This window comes from Enterobacter cloacae complex sp. HYC033_NIDB, assembly GCF_056673335.1.
Map to the genome: position 1 here is coordinate 3,696,020 of NZ_CP115123.1, position 15,684 is coordinate 3,711,703.

A 15,684-nucleotide genomic window follows, 5' to 3' on the forward strand; every position below is an offset into this window, starting at 1 on the left:
TTACTCAGGCGACAGCCTGGCTAACTTTAGGCATGGCGAGACTCAACGCCTGTTGTTCATTCGCCTGTTCATGCAGCAATTCACCGGCAATTTCACCTTCACGCATCACAACAATGCGGTCGGCGACGCCCAGCACCTCAGGCAGATCGCTGGAGGCGAACAGGACCGCCACACCGCGTTTTGCCAGTTCATAGATGACGTTATAGATTTCGTGTTTCGCCCCCACGTCGATACCGCGCGTTGGCTCATCCAGCAAAATGACCTTCATATCTTCCGACAGCCAGCGCCCCAGAATGGCTTTTTGCTGATTGCCGCCGGACAGGTTCATGATCAGCTGTTCAGCCCCGGGGGTTTTGATGTTCAGCGAACGGATATGGTGATCCGCGTTGCTCGCCTCCCAGCCGTCGTTAATCAGACATCCCGCGCGGATGAACTTGCGCCGGGCAGAGATGTTGATGTTGTCGCGCACCGAGTGCACCGGAATAATGCCCTCGGCCTTTCGATCCTCCGGGCAGAGCATAATCCCCGCGTTAATCGCCTGCGCAGGCTTCTGAATATCGACCTTTTTCCCGTCGACGAAAACCTGGCCCTGGGTTATTCGGGTGCCGCCAAACAGCCCTTTCATCAGCTCGCTGCGCCCTGCCCCCACAAGGCCAAACAGCCCGACGATTTCGCCGCTGCGCACCGAGAGTGAAATGGGCGTGCGCACGCCCGGGGCTTTGACGTTATCCAGACGCAGACGCTCCGGGCCATACTCGCGCGGTTTCCAGTGGTAAATATCCCCCAGATCGCGTCCGACCATCGCCTGCACCAGTTGGTCATGATTGACCTGCTGCATATCGGTGAAGGTGCGCACGTAGCGGCCATCTTTAAACACGGTGATGGCATCGCTTAAGGCAAAAATCTCTTCCATTCGGTGAGAAACGTACAGAATGATGCGGCCCTCTTTGCGCAGCTCGCGGATCACGCGAAAGAGATTTTCTATTTCACGCGCCGAGAGCGAGCTGGTTGGCTCGTCAAAAGCGATAATTTTGGCGTTACGCGCCAGCGCTTTGGCAATTTCCACCATCTGCCACTGGCCGATGGAGAGATACTTAAGGGGCGTTTGCGGATCGACATCCAGCCCAAGGTGCTTGAGCTGCAAGCCCGCTTCATAGTTGAGCAGCGAGCGGTTGACCACGCCGCTTTTATGCGGAAGCTGGCCCAGATAGATGTTCTCCGCCACGGTCATTTCAGGAATGAGATGCAGCTCCTGATAGATGATAGCGACGCCCGCATTTAACGCTGCCGTGGTGTCGGCAAAGGCCACCTCTTCGCCGCGAATAGCCAGCGTGCCGGTGGTGGGTGTGTAGTTGCCGCTGAGAATTTTTAGCAGCGTGGATTTTCCCGCGCCATTCTCCCCCATCAGGGCGTGAACCTGGCCGGCATAGCAGTCGAAGCTGATATCGGTCAGCGCGTTTACACCGGGGAACGTTTTACCGATGCCGCGGAAAGAGAGATACGGATCAGACTGTTGCATAACGACTCCGTGATTCCTGTAGTGTGTACGTCTGGCCCCTCACGGTGAGTGAGGGGCGCAATCACAGCGTATTACTTACCGCCCAGTCCTTTTTTCGCCAGCTCCTCTTTGAAGTTATCGCGGGTGATCAGCACCACATCGGTCACTTCGGTGAATTTCGGCGGCTCAACCCCTTTAGTCACCCAGTTGTAGAGCATTTCGCTGGATTTATAACCGTGGACATCCGGGCTTGGCAGCAGAGAGCCATAGAAGCCGGTCGCCTGCGCTTTAGACAGTTCGCTCACGGCGTCAACGCCGTTGATGCCGATCCCGATCACGTCCGGTGCTTTAAAGCCCTGGCCTTCCGTTGCACGCACGCCGCCCAGTACGGTGTTGTCGTTCATCCCCACCACCAGCCAGTGCTTCACTTCCGGATGCTGGACGAGCATGGAGTTCGCCGCATCAAAGGCGCCCGGAATATCGTTGGATTTGGTCGGAACTTTGTAGATCTGTTTTTCCGGGAAGCCAGCCGCTTTCAGGGCGTCCATGGACCCGGTAGTACGACGACGGGCGGTGTCCAGCTCGTCAGCGGTAATGGCCATCACGGCGGTCTCTTTGACATCCCAGCCGCGTTTTTGCATCTCTTTGTAGAGCTCCTGGCCCTGACGCTCACCGATTTTAGTGGCCGCCATCATTACCAGCGGAACGGTATCCATCGGTTTGCCTTTGGCATTTACGAACTGATCGTCCACCGCAATCACTTTCATGTCGTAACCGCGCGCTTTCGCGGCAATCGCTGACCCCAGTTTTGGATCCGGCGTACAGATAACGAAACCTTTCGCGCCGCTGGCCGCCAGGCTATCAATGGCGTTCAGCGTTTTCTCACCGTCAGGTACGGCGATTTTAATTACCTCAAATCCCAAATCTTTTCCGGCTTTATCAGCAAATTTCCATTCGGTCTGGAACCACGGCTCTTCCGGCTGTTTAACCAGAAAACCGAGCTTTAAATTTTCAGCGATAGCGGATTGTGACATAACGGCAGCCAGGCCGATGGCCGCCAGCGCTTTAGTAAATTTGTGCATGGTAAACTCCAGCTTTAGCATTCTTATCTGTAGGGAATAATGGCGAACAACTTATTTAATCGGACTTAAAACAAGGCATTAGCGCTTACCTCGTCATAAGCGTTATTGCTGGAGATAGTTTTAGCGGGAAATTAATCATCCATAAGAGAGCGACATCACACCGCAGAATTACAGTAATTGCGTACATAAATTCAGCGAAAAATGACATAAAAAAGGACGTAATTGTCCTACAAATGGAAAGGAGTTAAGCAGGATTATCCATAAGGTCAGCTAAGAAATCCCTGTAACCCGGACGCCTTAGCGCCCGGCAGAAAAAATTACCAGCGGTAATAGATGTGTTCAGCATGATCGCGCACGGGGGCGTCGTCACCCAACAGACGAGCAGAGAGCGCCAGCGCAAAGTCAAAAGCGTGCCCCAGCCCCTTGCCGCTGATGAGGTTATTATCCACCACGACCGGCGCATCCACATATACTCCCTCATCAACGCTCTGCCAGAGATCGCCGGAACAGACGTAGCGGCGCCCCTTCAGTAGCCCGTTACCGCCCAGCACCCGCGCGGCCGCAGAGCAGATTGGGCAGATGAGTTTGCCCTGCTCGTCATGCGCGGAAACAAAGCGGATCACCTGCTTGCTAGCCGCAAGATTGACGCTCCCCTGCGGCCCACCGGGCAACACGACTGCGTCATACAGCGTATTAATGCGCTCCGTTAACGTACTGTCAGCCACCATGGGGATATTGTGGTAACTCACTACCGCACGGGACTCCGCACAGGCCAGCGTCTCCACCTCAATCTGTAAACGCCGCAGAATATCAATCGTGATAATCGCTTCTGCTTCTTCAAAACCGGGTGCCAGCAGCACCGCAACGTTAGCCATCATAAACCTCAACGAATGAAACGTTGTAAAACAGTGTTTCATTTTCACTCTTTATCAGATCACAATCTTGCGACGCGATCACAGAACCGTATATTGAGTGAAAATTGATTTAGCTCAAATTTGATACGACAGGATATATTTGCAGATATTATTTCTGATTTAACACTTTTACAGAATTTCCCGCCAAAGAACGTTTCCCGAAACGATAAAAATGAGCGATATTAATTTCACACCCATTAAAATCAACAAGTTATATTAAATACAATCTCTTAACCCTCTTTCTATTCTGGCCTATATTTAAATTTGTAATGTATGGTAAACACAGCCTTATTAAGAGTTTTCTTAAGTCAAAGAGAAGCGTATGCTTATTTAAATCGAACACAGGAAGTGAATTTTCGAGTTTTTTACCTTGCAGAAATCTATTTCTGCCATTCAATCGTCAATACCTGCCGGGTCAGGTTAAGTAGCGGACATCAAGTCCCACAGTCAATAAGGATATGAGAATGACTACCCAAACGATGATGCAAAAACTGAATGCCCAGATGAACCTGGAGTTTTATGCTTCAAATCTGCATCTGCATTTGAGCGCGTGGTGTTCCAGAAAAAGCCTCAACGGCACTGCCACCTTCTTTCGTACTCAGGCGCAAAGTAACGTCACGCACATGATGCGCGTCTTTAATTTTTTGAAAGCTGTCGGGGCAAACCCTACCGTCAAAGAGCTTGAAACGATTGAAGATAATTACACTTCTCTGGAAGAACTGTTTCAGAAAACGCTCGAAGAGTATGAGCAACGCTGTGCGAAGCTGAGCAAACTGGCTGATGAAGCCAAAGCGCAACGGGACATCATTACCCTCAAGTTTTTACGTGATATGGACAGAGAGCAGCAGCAGGATGGCATGCTGCTGAAGACGCTCGCAGATGAAATCCGCAACGCGAAACGCGCGGGGATTTGTCTGGAGCAGACGGACCGCCATCTTCTCGACATTGCTACCGTGCAACACCACTAAGTCCTTCACCCGCTCCCATCAGGGCTGAGAGTTCCCCACAAAATAATGCCTGCACAGACGGCCCCCTCTCCCTTGAGGGAGAGGGCTGGGGTGAGGGGGAACATACGGCTCTGGTGGTCATTCCGTTCACTTTATGTTCCTTGCTACTCTGTCACGGCATAACCGGTGAACGTGCCAGGGTGGCTCAGTCGCCACCACCCTGGCGACCCGGGCTTCCGGCGGAAAATCGCCGCTTCGCGGTACCTTCAGCTTATTCCTTCCGGCTTATCGGGGACGGGCGGAGGTAACATCCCTGTAAAGCCCGCCCTCTCGGCGCATCCCTGCGCCTCGCCCCGGCCTACAGGAAACGCCTCAGCGATTTACAGCCGGACCGAGGCATCGCTGAAAGCCTTCAGTTATTCTGAAGGCAACGTTATCGCTTTTGCTTTCAAATTACTGGGGATCCATCAGCCCGTCAGGGAGTGGGTACCAACTCCCTGCTTTTGCTGACATTTAACAAATCAGATCTTGCTCCCAATGAATAACCATACATCGTGTAATGATTTGTTTAATTACATTCATTAACGAGGGAGCATCATGATCACCATTGAGTTTATTGTCATTATCCTCTGCCTGCTGATAGGCACCCGCTTCGGCGGGATGGGCCTGGGGCTGATAAGCGGCATCGGCCTGTTTGTTTTGAGTTTTGTCTTTGGTCTGCAACCCGGTAAACCGCCGGTTGACGTGATGCTCACGATCCTCGCCGTCATCGGCTGTGCGGCCACGCTACAGACCGCCGGTGGCCTGAATGTAATGATGCAGTTTGCAGAGCGCCTGCTGCGTAAACATCCCCAGCACATCACCCTTCTCGCACCGTTTACCACCTGGATGTTGACCTTCCTGTGCGGGACCGGGCACGTCGTCTACACCATGTTTCCCATTATCGCGGATATCGCCCTGAAAAAAGGCATACGCCCGGAACGGCCGATGGCGGTGGCCTCGGTGGCATCTCAGATGGCGATCACCGCCTCCCCCGTTTCCGTGGCCGTCGTTTCGCTGGTCTCGATTCTGGGTGCGCAGCACGGTATCGGCCACGCGTGGGGGATCCTTGAAATTCTTGCGGTCTCCGTACCGGCCTCACTGTCTGGCGTCGCCATTGCGGCACTGTGGAGCTTGCGTCGCGGGAAAAACCTCGCAGACGATCCTGAATTTCAGGAAAAGCTGAAAGATCCGAAACAGCGGGAGTTTATCTATGGAGGAACGGAGACGTTGATGGATCAACGTTTCCCGAAACAGGCCTACTGGTCCACGTGGATCTTCTTCGCCGGAATTGCCGTAGTGGTCCTGCTGGGTGCGCTGCCCGAGCTGCGTCCGGCGTTTGAGATCAAAGGGAAAATGACGGCCCTGTCGATGAACCTTGTCATTCAAATGATGATGCTGATCGCCGGGGCCATCATGCTGATGACCTGCAAGGTGAATGCGTCGGCCATTTCAAACGGGGCGGTATTTAAGGCGGGGATGGTCGCGATTTTCTCGGTGTTTGGCGTGGCGTGGATGAGCGATACCTTTTTTCAGGCGCATCTCGACGAGCTGAAAATGGCGCTGGAGGGGGTGGTGAAAAGTCATCCCTGGACGTATGCCATCGTGCTGTTCCTGGTATCAAAACTGGTCAACAGCCAGGCTGCGGCCTTGACCGCGGTCGCCCCGATGGGGTTGATGCTGGGCATCGATCCGAAAATGCTGGTGGCCTTCTTCCCGGCATCCTACGGCTACTTTGTGCTGCCCACCTATCCGAGCGATCTGGCCTGTATCGGGTTCGATCGCTCCGGCACCACCCGCATCGGTAAATTCATCATCAACCACAGCTTTATTCTGCCGGGGCTGATTGGCGTCAGCTGTGCCTGCGTGGTGAGCTATCTGCTGGTGCAGACGTTCTTCTGATCCTTCTGCGGGCGACAGGCTCTGTCGCCCTTCGACGTAAAAGCAGAAAAGAGTTTCTAATTTTAAAACATCGGTTTATTTTAGTGTGACTCACCCTGCGGTGTGAAGCGGAGTTCAATCAGCGCAATCGCTTTCTGGATCGCGCGGAGCGTAACCGGGTCCGCCGCAGCAGGATGGTTGGTGAAATCGATGTTTTTCAGCTGGGTCGACATCTTTTCGCGTACCTCAACCGGCGCGATAACGTCAATCACATCAAGGATTTGTTTGATAACCAGCTGGCAGGCGACGACGTCAGATACCAGTTCCTGATCGGCGCTCAGGTTTTGTGACATGGGGTTCTCCTTATTCAAAGGCCGCCATAGTAGCAAAACAGACGCCCTTCCATCTCCCTCTCGTCGTCCGCAGATATAAAAAAACCTGCCGAAGCAGGTTTTTTTATCAGAACATCGCACCCGGTGGGACGTCTTTAAACGTTGTGCAGTAGTTTGCCCACATGCTTTTCAGGATTTTGCGCAGTTTCATTATGTTGCTCCAGTAACGTGTTATGCAGGTGTTATTGTCAATACGCTTATAATATGACCACCATCACAAAAATCAACCATTTTGTGACCTGCATCACGGTTATTAAACCCTCAGTGCTGCTGGTTTGTTAAAAAAAGCCATGATAAATCCGCACGTTACAGGCTTAGAAATTCCAGTAAATGTTTATAAAATTTTTTGAGCGGGCAGGAAGAGAATGAGTGAAAACGTATCCGGCAAAGAGAGCCGTGGATTATCGCCTGCGGCGCTGCTGGTGGCCGGTGCTTTCTTTATGGAGTTTCTGGACGGGACGGTGATCGCCACCGCGTTGCCGGATATGGCAAAAAGCTTCGGCGACCAGGCGGTGGATCTGAATATCGGCATCAGCGCCTATCTGATCACCCTGGCCGTGCTGATCCCCGCCAGCGGCTGGATCGCCGACCGCTTCGGCGCGCGAAAAGTGTTTGCCCTCGCGCTGGCGATCTTCACGCTGGCCTCGGTATTTTGCGGCCTGTCCACCACGCTCGATCAGTTCGTTGCGATGCGCGTCCTCCAGGGCATGGGTGGCGCGCTGATGGTGCCCGTAGGTCGCCTGGCCGTGCTACGCACCACGCCAAAACATCAGCTCATCACGGCAATCGCCACCCTGACTTGGCCTGCGCTGGTCGCGCCGATCATCGGCCCGCCGCTGGGTGGGTTCATTACCAGTTATGCCGACTGGCGCTGGATCTTCTTTATTAACGTGCCGCTGGGGATAATCGCCATTTTGCTGGCACTGCGCATCATTCCAGACCTGCATGAAGATACGCGCCGACCGTTTGATTTACCGGGTTTTGTTGTCACCACCCTTGCCATGGTGAGCCTGGTTTATGCGATGGAGTTGATGGGCGCAGAGCCTCTGCAAACAGGTTTAACCGCCACGCTGTTTATCGTCGGTGTCGTCGCCTTAAGCCTGGCGCTGCGTCACTTTAAGCGGGCAACCTGGCCGATGATCAGGCTCGATGCGATGCAGGTGCCGACGTTTCGCGTCACCCTGTACGGCGGATCGCTGTTTCGCGCCTCCATCAGCGCGGTTCCGTTCCTGTTACCGCTGATGTTCCAGGTCGGCTTTGGCATGGACGCGTTCCATTCTGGCCTGCTGGTGCTGGCGGTTTTCGTTGGCAATCTCACCATTAAACCGGCGACGACGCCGCTGATCCGCAGCCTGGGGTTTAAGCGGCTGTTGCTGATTAACGGTGCGTTGAATGTCCTGGCGTTGCTGGCCTGCGCGTTTCTTACGCCGCAGACGCCCGCGTGGCTCATCATGCTGATCCTTTATCTGGGCGGCGTTTTCCGTTCGATTCAGTTTACAGCCATCAGTACGCTGGCTTTTGCGGATGTGCCATCGGCGCAGATGAGCTATGCCAATACTCTGTTTTCAACCGCAACGCAGCTTGCCGTGGGGCTTGGGATCACGCTCGGGGCGATTGGTATTCGTATCGGGGAAAAAGTCAGTGAGGCGATGGGGATTGCCGGTATGCCGGGAATGAGCTTCCGGCTGGCATTTGTGGCAATCGCGCTGATCTGCCTGGTGGGAATGGTTGACACGCTGCGTCTGACTAAAGATGTGGGCAGCGCGGTCTCATCGAAAAAGTAACGCTATCTGCCGGGCAGGCAACGCACCGCCCGGCAAAGTTAATCAGCCAACAATACCGCGCACGAAGGCTTCAATCTCTTTGTCCTGGCAGTTCTCGAAGAAGCACTGCTGGAAGCGCTGGCCTGATACGGCGGTTTTAACCAGCTCAGGATCGATTGCTCGCAGGGTATCCAGATAGTTTTCTTTCACCACCGCCGCTTTCACCTGGTTCAGGATCCCGGCGTTACGCACCTGCGGCTCTTTACGCTCTGGTGGATAGCCTTCGCCATTGCGTCCGGTAAAGGCTTTCTCAAAGATAAAGCGTACGTTCAGTTCTGCCCCCCAGCCGAAGCCCTTCGCAAACGGCAGAGAAAGCGCGTTACCGTTGTTGATTTGCGCAAACAGGAAAGCATCCGCAGGATCGATGCAGTAACCGCAAATCACACCCGGATGGATGTTCAGGGACATCAGCGCGCCCTGCCCGGTACCGCAGCCGGTAACAACAAAATCAACGGCTTTAGCGTTAAGCAGAATGCTCGCCATGATGCCCAGGTGAATATAGGTGAGATGATGATCGTTCTCATCACTCATACCGACGTTATAGACCGGAAAACCTTTCTCATCAGCAACGGCTTTCAGCTCATTAAGGATGATGGGATTCTTAGCGGCCTGGCTGTTTTCCATCATCAGTGCAATTTTCATCTTGTCTCTCCTGAATGCATGGCGGGCGATCCCGCTGTGGATACCTTTTCAACTTAACCTTACTATCAAACAAACGCACTTTCAAATTAAGTGAAAACTTGTTTTAAAAAACAAAGATGCGCTCACAATTTCGCGCGGTGGCCCGGCTCGTTGCACAGTGAGAGGGCAGATCCTCCGGCTATTCCAGCCATTGCGTACCATCGCGTTGGTTACAATGGCGTATTTCCCGTCACGCAGAGTGAACCATGAAACGTGTAATCATAGCCGGAACGATCCTGTTGCTCGCCGGGTGCAGTATCAACCGGCAGGCAGAAGTCAGCAGTACGGATGCCCCAAACGGAATTGTGCGCCTCGACTATGGCCAGGCCATGCTGCAAAACGCCTGGTCTGATGACTATGTTAATAACGGTACGGCAACCAAAGCCTGTCAACATATGGGCTACGCCACCGCCTCAGCCTACGGGCAGCCAATTAAAACCTGCACCCTGATCAGCGGTTCACTCTGTCTGAACGAAAGTGTGACCATTCAGTATAAATGTCAGGGATATGCCGTTACCTCTTCCAGCCAGAATCCGTGGTATTAACCGCTACTGCCAGTCATGCTGGCAGTTTATTTAATAAGAACTAAAATAATTCTCATTAATAAATATAAAAGGCGGCAATGCGTTTTATTCCCATTCGTATTTTTAATAAAGAAATACTTATTTTACTTTTTGCAAATAATTAAATAACAAATTATAGTGTCGCTCATCGTGAACCAGAATTAATAAACCGGAGCTGCACCATGTTAAAAACTGAAATGATCGACAAGCTCAATGCGCAAATGAATCTTGAGCTTTTTTCTTCCCTGCTCTATCAGCAGATGAGCGCCTGGTGCAGCTATCACAGCTTTGAAGGGGCGGCCGCCTTCCTGCGTCGCCATGCCCAGGAAGAGATGACGCACATGCAGCGTCTGTTTGATTACCTGACGGACACCGGCAGCCTGCCGCGCATTGATAACGTGGCATCGCCTTTTGCCGAATACGGCTCTCTTGATGAACTGTTCCGCGCCACCTATGAGCATGAACAGCTGATCACCCAGAAAATTAATGAACTGGCTCATGCCGCCATGACCAGCCAGGATTATCCAACCTTTAATTTCCTTCAGTGGTATGTGGCTGAACAGCACGAAGAAGAGAAGCTGTTTAAATCCGTGCTGGATAAATTATCTCTGGCAGGTAAATCCGGGGAAGGTCTGTACTTCATTGATAAAGAGCTGTCGACGCTCGATACCCAGAATTAACAGAAAAGCGGTGCTGAGTTTTCAGCACCGCATTATTTAATGGCGGCAGATTTTACTTTCGTGAGTGGAAAATCCGTCTGCTGCTGGAATGAATTTTCCGCGCGCCGCCAGAAACGCCACCAGCTCCGCGGCCGTCATCTCCGAAGCTGAACAGGTATGGAAACGCGCCGCTTCGCCAAAGCGGGCATGTATCGCCTCAACCAGACTCTCCTCCGTATAGCGCTCACCTGACTCAATCATCATATTCAGCACGTCGTGTCCGTGAATTGACATGGTTACCTCTCGCAAATAAAAAGCAGACTAAACGTTCCCTCTACGGCACGCTTTGCGCTGGCGCAGGTTACCCTTTTCTTTTTGTAAATTAATTATTACACCCTATGTAACGGTGATTTGACGAGATGGTGCTTTTCCCTTACTCTGCGCCGCAGAATGAGTCGCGGTATGGAAGCGTTGTAGAGGAAAGCGTGAAGAACAGAACTCTGGGAAGTATTTTTATCGTCGCCGGAACGACAATTGGCGCAGGAATGTTGGCCATGCCGTTGGCTGCCGCCGGCGTCGGGTTTGGGGTTACCGTAGTGCTGCTGGGCGGTCTGTGGGCCCTGATGTGTTACACCGCGCTATTATTGCTGGAGGTTTATCAGCATGTCCCTGCCGATACTGGCTTAGGCTCCCTGGCTGCACGCTATCTTGGACGCTACGGGCAGTGGATCACCGGTTTCAGCATGATATTCCTGATGTACGCCCTGACTGCCGCTTACATCAGCGGCGCCGGGGAGCTGATTGCGTCAAGTATCAATGACGGCTTCGGTGCGTCACTTTCACCGGAAACAGGCGCCATTGTCTTTACGCTGATCGGTGGCGGCGTGGTTTGTGCGGGCACATCGCTGGTCGATCTGTTTAACCGTTTTTTGTTCAGCGCCAAAATTCTCTTCCTGATTGTGATGCTGGTGCTGCTGGCACCGCATGTTCACAAGATTAACCTGCTCTCCCTCCCGCTGGAGAAAGGTCTGGCGCTTTCGGCCATCCCGGTTATTTTCACCTCCTTCGGTTTTCACGGCAGCGTGCCGAGCATCGTGAGCTATATGAACGGTGATATTCGCAAGCTGCGCCGCGTCTTTGTTATCGGCAGCGCCATTCCGTTGATTGCTTACCTGTTCTGGCAGCTGGTGACGCTGGGCAGTATTGATTCCAATACCTTTATCGGCCTGATGGCAGAGCATTCTGGTCTGAATGGATTCCTGGTTGCCCTGCGTAACGTGGTGGCCTCTTCACACGTGGAGCTGGCGGTACATCTGTTTGCAGACCTGGCGCTGGCAACCTCCTTCCTCGGCGTAGCGCTTGGCCTGTTTGACTATATGGCGGATCTGTTCCAGCGTCGCAATACCGTTGCCGGACGCTTACAGACGGGGGCGATGACCTTCCTGCCGCCGCTGGCCTTCGCGCTCTTTTACCCGCGCGGGTTTGTGATGGCGCTGGGGTATGCTGGCGTGGCGTTATCGGTACTGGCCCTGCTGCTGCCTTCCCTGCTGGCGTGGAAGAGCCGCCAGCAACATCCGCAGCAGGGGTATCGCGTAGCGGGCGGTACGCCAATGCTTTGCGCGGTGTTTGGTTGTGGGGTGGTGATTATTCTGGTGCAGATTTTGATTGCAGCGGGGATGCTGCCGGAAGTGGGATAACTTATTTATACAGGTCCTGAGGTACTGTTCCGTTCACCTTAAGATCAACAGAATATAATTTTTTCACAGCATGTGAACGGGATAAGGGGGCCGCCGCGGCCCCCTTATCAATCCCCGCGGCCCCGCGGAAAATCGGTGCTTCGCACTGCGCTCACCTCCCGACCATCTGCCTGCGGTCGGCTCAACTCGACATCCTGTCTCGATTCGCCTCTGGCCGCCATCCATGGCGTCCAGCCCTTGTCATCTGGTCTCCGGTTCGCCGATTTTAGCGGGGACTCAACACCCGTGCCCCATTCAGGCCACAGTAATTAATGATTTAATGCAGGCAGCAGCTTTTAAACTTCTTCCCACTCCCGCACGGGCACGGATCGTTACGCCCCACCTTCGACCCGTTCACGATCGGCTTTTTCGCTTCCGGCTGCTGCGGGTTAGCCACCCAGTAGTTATACAAACGCAGCGCCGCAGGCTGAATGCTTTCGATGCTGGCCATGTACTCCTCTTCGGTCAGCGCATCCAGCTTCTCGCTGTTCTCTTCCGTCCCGTGCAGGGCAATCACCGCCAGGTCCGCTTCCAGCGCTTCCGGCAGGGATGACCAGTCCGTCAGCGCCACGCCGCGCATGTAGCCATAGCACCACTCTTCCACCACGGTATAGCTCTGACCGTCAACGTCGTTATAGCCAAACAGCGGTTCAAACTGATCCGGGTATTCGCTCAAACGCTCGGCAATATCGTTCATGTGCTTAAAGCAGAGATCGATAAAACGGTTCATCTCACGATCGTTTTTCCAGCGCGGAATATATTTCTCACCACCCCAGACCGCCACCAGCCAGGTGTCGGGCTCCACCACAACGGGACCGGAAAGTACTGCGGTAAGCATGCCGTCCAGTTCGGACACGTCAATCACGGATGCATCGTCGTGACCGTAAGAGATTAATGTCTCTTCCAGCCACGCCATCTCGCTTTCATTTAATGGGCCTTCAGCCATTGCTGATACTCCTGATAAAAAAAACGATCCTGACATATATCGCCGCGCGTGCCTATCTGAAGTTTAGGTCTTTATTGCTGCAAAAACGTGCAAATCGTGACCGTTGCACAACTTATGGGCTTTGTTGTTAAGGAGATGTGATCTCCGCTGTAAATTCATCTCCTCCCGCAAAGGCGCATAAAACGGCGCTCTATACTCAACGTGTTGTGACCCGGTCAAGGGATTAACCATTCTGGCAACCTTTTTGCTTAATGTTCTGCGCGCTTCGCGGTGCGTGGGATCCTCGCCGTATTAAGCATGAGATTGCTTCTAAAGTGCATTTTGTTCTCGCTCTTGTTTTTGGATTTACGATGCCATCAGGCGTTCGGGTTTATACCTGGTGCAAAAACCTCTTTGCTAAGGAACATAATAATGTCGCTGAAATTTACCAAAACTCCCCTCTCCCTGGTGCTGGCCGGTTGTCTGGTGACGGCCTTTTCCGCGCAGGCCGATATCGTCATCGGCGTGGCCGGGCCGTTCACAGGCCCGAACGCAACCTACGGCGATCAATACTGGCATGGCGCTACGCAGGCGGCGGAAGACATTAACGCCGCCGGCGGGATCAACGGTGAGAAAATCAAACTGGTTCAGGGCGACGACGCCTGCGAGCCCAAACAGGCCGTCGCCGTTGCCAACCGCTTAGTCGATCAGGATAAGGTGAAAGCGGTCGTCGGCCACTTCTGCTCCTCGTCGACCATGCCCGCCTCCGAGGTCTACAGCGATGCCGGGATCCTCTCCATCACCCCCGGCTCAACGAACCCGCTTATTACCGAACGTGGCATGAGCGATATATTTCGCATGTGCGGACGTGACGACCAGCAGGGCCAGGTCGCCAGCGATTTCATTCTTGATAAGCTGAAAGCCAAACGGGTGGTCATCATCCACGATAAAGACACCTACGGCCAGGGGCTGGCGGACGCCACTAAGGCGGCGCTGGCTAAACGCGGCGTGAAGGAGGTGATGTACGAAGGGTTATCCCGCGGGGAGAAAGACTTTAACGCGCTGGTGACCAAAATCGGCGCACAAAAACCGGACGTGGTGTTCTTCGGGGGCTGTCACCCGGAAGCGGGCCCGCTGGTTCGCCAGATGCGTGAACAGGGCGTGCAGGCGAAGTTCTTCTCGGGAGACTGTATCGTCAATGAAGAGATGGTCACCGCCGCCGGTGGGGCGCAATACACCAACGGTATTTACATGACCTTCGGTAAAGATCCGCGCCTGATCCCGGACGGAAAAGCCGTCATCGAGAAATTCCGCACCGGTAAATTTGAACCTGAAGGATACACCCTCTACGCCTACGCGTCTGTGCAGGCTATCGCGGCGGCATTCAAGGCCACAAAAGGGACGGATTCCGCAAAAGCCAGCGAGTGGCTGAAGGCCAACCCTGTCGACACGGTGATGGGTAAAAAAGCCTGGGACAGCAAAGGTGACCTCAAAGTCTCTGACTACGTGGTCTATCAGTGGGATGACAAAGGCAAATATAAAGAAGTGCCATAACGGGACGGAATCTGCTCAGCGCCGGCAGGTCTGACTGTCGGCGTAACCCTTTATTCAGGTGCGCGACCATGAGTACATTCTTCCTGCAACAATTAATTAATGGCTTAACGCTGGGTTCGGTCTACGGTCTTATCGCCATCGGCTACACCATGGTGTACGGCATCATCGGTATGATCAATTTCGCCCACGGCGAAGTGTATATGATCTCCGCCTATCTCTCGGCCATTGGCCTGGCCCTGCTGGCGTTTTTTGGACTCCACTCCTTTCCGCTGCTGATCCTGGGGACGCTGGTTTTCACCATCGTGGTCACCGGCGTTTATGGCTGGACGATTGAGCGCATCGCCTATAAGCCGCTACGCAACTCGACGCGTCTGGCACCGCTGATTTCGGCCATCGGGATGTCGTTGATACTGCAAAACTACGTCCAGCTCAGCCAGGGCCCGCGCCAGCAGGGCGTGCCCACCATGCTTGATGGCGTGCTGCGTTTTCACCTCGGCGAAGGGTTTGTCCAGATAACCTATACCAAAGTCTTTATTCTCATCGCCTCGTTCGCGGGCATGCTGGTGCTGACCTGGATTATCAACCGTACCCGCTTAGGACGCATGTGCCGTGCGGTACAGCAGGATCGTAAGATGGCCTCCATCCTGGGTATCAACACCGACAGAATTATTTCGCTGGTGTTTGTTATCGGCGCAGCCATGGCCGGGCTGGCGGGCGTGCTAATCACCATGAATTACGGCACCTTTGATTTTTACGTCGGGTTTGTTATCGGCATCAAGGCCTTTACGGCGGCGGTGCTGGGCGGCATCGGCTCTCTGCCCGGTGCGATGCTTGGCGGGCTGATTCTGGGCGTCGCAGAAGCGCAATTCTCCGGGATGGTGAACTCGGATTATAAAGACGTGTTCTCGTTTGGATTGCTGGTCTTAATTCTGATCTTTCGTCCTCAGGGGCTGCTGGGCCGCCCCGTCGTGGCTAAAGTGTAAGGAACAA

Annotated in this window: 16 protein-coding genes; 8 read left to right on the plus strand and 8 right to left on the minus strand. The window is 53.6% G+C overall.

The window, feature by feature from the left end:
- Positions 1-4: 4 nt before the first annotated feature.
- From araG to O1721_RS17805, 3 genes are all read right to left on the minus strand, one after another.
- A complete protein-coding gene (araG, locus tag O1721_RS17795; RefSeq protein ID WP_003859688.1) occupies positions 5-1,519 on the minus strand; it encodes an L-arabinose ABC transporter ATP-binding protein AraG in 1,515 nt (504 codons plus the stop codon).
- Positions 1,520-1,590: 71 nt separating this feature from the next.
- Entirely contained in the window at positions 1,591-2,580 is a 990-nt protein-coding gene (gene araF, locus O1721_RS17800) for an arabinose ABC transporter substrate-binding protein AraF (protein ID WP_017384422.1), read from the minus strand.
- 317 nt (positions 2,581-2,897) lie between these two features.
- Positions 2,898-3,455 carry a DJ-1 family glyoxalase III gene (locus O1721_RS17805; RefSeq protein WP_032103973.1) on the minus strand — a complete coding sequence of 186 codons (558 nt, stop codon included), beginning with the start codon at positions 3,453-3,455 and terminating at the stop codon, positions 2,898-2,900.
- Between the two features lie 503 nt (positions 3,456-3,958).
- Here O1721_RS17805 and O1721_RS17810 point away from each other — a divergent pair.
- Both O1721_RS17810 and O1721_RS17815 read left to right on the plus strand, forming a co-directional pair.
- Positions 3,959-4,462, plus strand: a complete 504-nt coding sequence (locus tag O1721_RS17810) for a non-heme ferritin-like protein (RefSeq protein ID WP_017384424.1) — start codon at positions 3,959-3,961, stop codon at positions 4,460-4,462.
- A 576-nt stretch (positions 4,463-5,038) separates the two neighbouring features.
- Positions 5,039-6,382 carry an anaerobic C4-dicarboxylate transporter gene (locus tag O1721_RS17815; RefSeq protein WP_017693227.1) on the plus strand — a complete coding sequence of 448 codons (1,344 nt, stop codon included), beginning with the start codon at positions 5,039-5,041 and terminating at the stop codon, positions 6,380-6,382.
- Between the two features lie 80 nt (positions 6,383-6,462).
- On the opposite strand, the gene O1721_RS17820 is transcribed toward O1721_RS17815, so the two are convergent.
- Together O1721_RS17820 and azuC are read right to left on the minus strand one after the other, a co-directional pair.
- Positions 6,463-6,714 (minus strand): DUF2766 family protein, encoded by a 252-nt coding sequence (locus O1721_RS17820; RefSeq protein WP_003859683.1) that lies wholly within the window; start codon positions 6,712-6,714, stop codon positions 6,463-6,465.
- Between the two features lie 106 nt (positions 6,715-6,820).
- On the minus strand, positions 6,821-6,904 hold the full coding sequence (gene azuC / locus O1721_RS17825) for a stress response protein AzuC (protein ID WP_003859682.1): 84 nt from the start codon (positions 6,902-6,904) through the stop codon (positions 6,821-6,823).
- Between the two features lie 214 nt (positions 6,905-7,118).
- Between azuC and O1721_RS17830 the strand changes: the two genes are divergently transcribed.
- Positions 7,119-8,537: an MFS transporter gene (locus tag O1721_RS17830; protein WP_032648784.1), complete on the plus strand. Its 1,419-nt coding sequence runs from the start codon at positions 7,119-7,121 to the stop codon at positions 8,535-8,537.
- 42 nt (positions 8,538-8,579) lie between these two features.
- Here O1721_RS17830 and O1721_RS17835 read toward each other — a convergent pair whose 3' ends face one another.
- Positions 8,580-9,218, minus strand: a complete 639-nt coding sequence (locus O1721_RS17835) for an RpiB/LacA/LacB family sugar-phosphate isomerase (protein WP_003859680.1) — start codon at positions 9,216-9,218, stop codon at positions 8,580-8,582.
- Between the two features lie 245 nt (positions 9,219-9,463).
- Here O1721_RS17835 and yecR point away from each other — a divergent pair, with 245 nt between their 5' ends.
- Together yecR and ftnA are read left to right on the plus strand one after the other, a co-directional pair.
- The gene (yecR, locus tag O1721_RS17840; protein ID WP_032104233.1) at positions 9,464-9,802 is read left to right on the plus strand and encodes a YecR family lipoprotein; all 339 of its coding nucleotides are present in this window, start codon (positions 9,464-9,466) and stop codon (positions 9,800-9,802) included.
- 200 nt (positions 9,803-10,002) lie between these two features.
- Positions 10,003-10,500, plus strand: a complete 498-nt coding sequence (gene ftnA, locus O1721_RS17845; protein WP_003859676.1) for a non-heme ferritin — start codon at positions 10,003-10,005, stop codon at positions 10,498-10,500.
- Between the two features lie 36 nt (positions 10,501-10,536).
- On the opposite strand, the gene O1721_RS17850 is transcribed toward ftnA, so the two are convergent.
- Complete coding sequence (locus O1721_RS17850) at positions 10,537-10,773, minus strand: YecH family metal-binding protein (protein WP_003859673.1); 237 nt, start codon at positions 10,771-10,773, stop codon at positions 10,537-10,539.
- A gap of 191 nt (positions 10,774-10,964) precedes the next feature.
- Here O1721_RS17850 and tyrP point away from each other — a divergent pair, with 191 nt between their 5' ends.
- Positions 10,965-12,176, plus strand: coding sequence for a tyrosine transporter TyrP (gene tyrP, locus O1721_RS17855; protein ID WP_032104239.1), 1,212 nt, complete (start codon positions 10,965-10,967; stop codon positions 12,174-12,176).
- Between the two features lie 316 nt (positions 12,177-12,492).
- Here tyrP and O1721_RS17860 read toward each other — a convergent pair whose 3' ends face one another.
- Entirely contained in the window at positions 12,493-13,161 is a 669-nt protein-coding gene (locus tag O1721_RS17860) for a YecA/YgfB family protein (RefSeq protein WP_003859671.1), read from the minus strand.
- A 411-nt stretch (positions 13,162-13,572) separates the two neighbouring features.
- Here O1721_RS17860 and O1721_RS17865 point away from each other — a divergent pair, with 411 nt between their 5' ends.
- Together O1721_RS17865 and O1721_RS17870 are read left to right on the plus strand one after the other, a co-directional pair.
- Positions 13,573-14,694, plus strand: coding sequence for a branched-chain amino acid ABC transporter substrate-binding protein (locus tag O1721_RS17865; RefSeq protein WP_003859669.1), 1,122 nt, complete (start codon positions 13,573-13,575; stop codon positions 14,692-14,694).
- 68 nt (positions 14,695-14,762) lie between these two features.
- Positions 14,763-15,677, plus strand: coding sequence for an ABC transporter permease subunit (locus tag O1721_RS17870; RefSeq protein ID WP_003859667.1), 915 nt, complete (start codon positions 14,763-14,765; stop codon positions 15,675-15,677).
- Positions 15,678-15,684 lie beyond the last annotated feature (7 nt).

Coding starts and splice junctions, on each gene's coding strand:
- araG (WP_003859688.1), bottom strand. CDS start 1,519: ATGCAACAGTCTGATCCGTATCTCTCTTTCCGCGGCATCGGTAAAACG.
- araF (WP_017384422.1), bottom strand. CDS start 2,580: ATGCACAAATTTACTAAAGCGCTGGCGGCCATCGGCCTGGCTGCCGTT.
- O1721_RS17805 (WP_032103973.1), bottom strand. CDS start 3,455: ATGGCTAACGTTGCGGTGCTGCTGGCACCCGGTTTTGAAGAAGCAGAA.
- O1721_RS17810 (WP_017384424.1), top strand. CDS start 3,959: ATGACTACCCAAACGATGATGCAAAAACTGAATGCCCAGATGAACCTG.
- O1721_RS17815 (WP_017693227.1), top strand. CDS start 5,039: ATGATCACCATTGAGTTTATTGTCATTATCCTCTGCCTGCTGATAGGC.
- O1721_RS17820 (WP_003859683.1), bottom strand. CDS start 6,714: ATGTCACAAAACCTGAGCGCCGATCAGGAACTGGTATCTGACGTCGTC.
- azuC (WP_003859682.1), bottom strand. CDS start 6,904: ATGAAACTGCGCAAAATCCTGAAAAGCATGTGGGCAAACTACTGCACA.
- O1721_RS17830 (WP_032648784.1), top strand. CDS start 7,119: ATGAGTGAAAACGTATCCGGCAAAGAGAGCCGTGGATTATCGCCTGCG.
- O1721_RS17835 (WP_003859680.1), bottom strand. CDS start 9,218: ATGAAAATTGCACTGATGATGGAAAACAGCCAGGCCGCTAAGAATCCC.
- yecR (WP_032104233.1), top strand. CDS start 9,464: ATGAAACGTGTAATCATAGCCGGAACGATCCTGTTGCTCGCCGGGTGC.
- ftnA (WP_003859676.1), top strand. CDS start 10,003: ATGTTAAAAACTGAAATGATCGACAAGCTCAATGCGCAAATGAATCTT.
- O1721_RS17850 (WP_003859673.1), bottom strand. CDS start 10,773: ATGTCAATTCACGGACACGACGTGCTGAATATGATGATTGAGTCAGGT.
- O1721_RS17860 (WP_003859671.1), bottom strand. CDS start 13,161: ATGGCTGAAGGCCCATTAAATGAAAGCGAGATGGCGTGGCTGGAAGAG.
- O1721_RS17865 (WP_003859669.1), top strand. CDS start 13,573: ATGTCGCTGAAATTTACCAAAACTCCCCTCTCCCTGGTGCTGGCCGGT.
- O1721_RS17870 (WP_003859667.1), top strand. CDS start 14,763: ATGAGTACATTCTTCCTGCAACAATTAATTAATGGCTTAACGCTGGGT.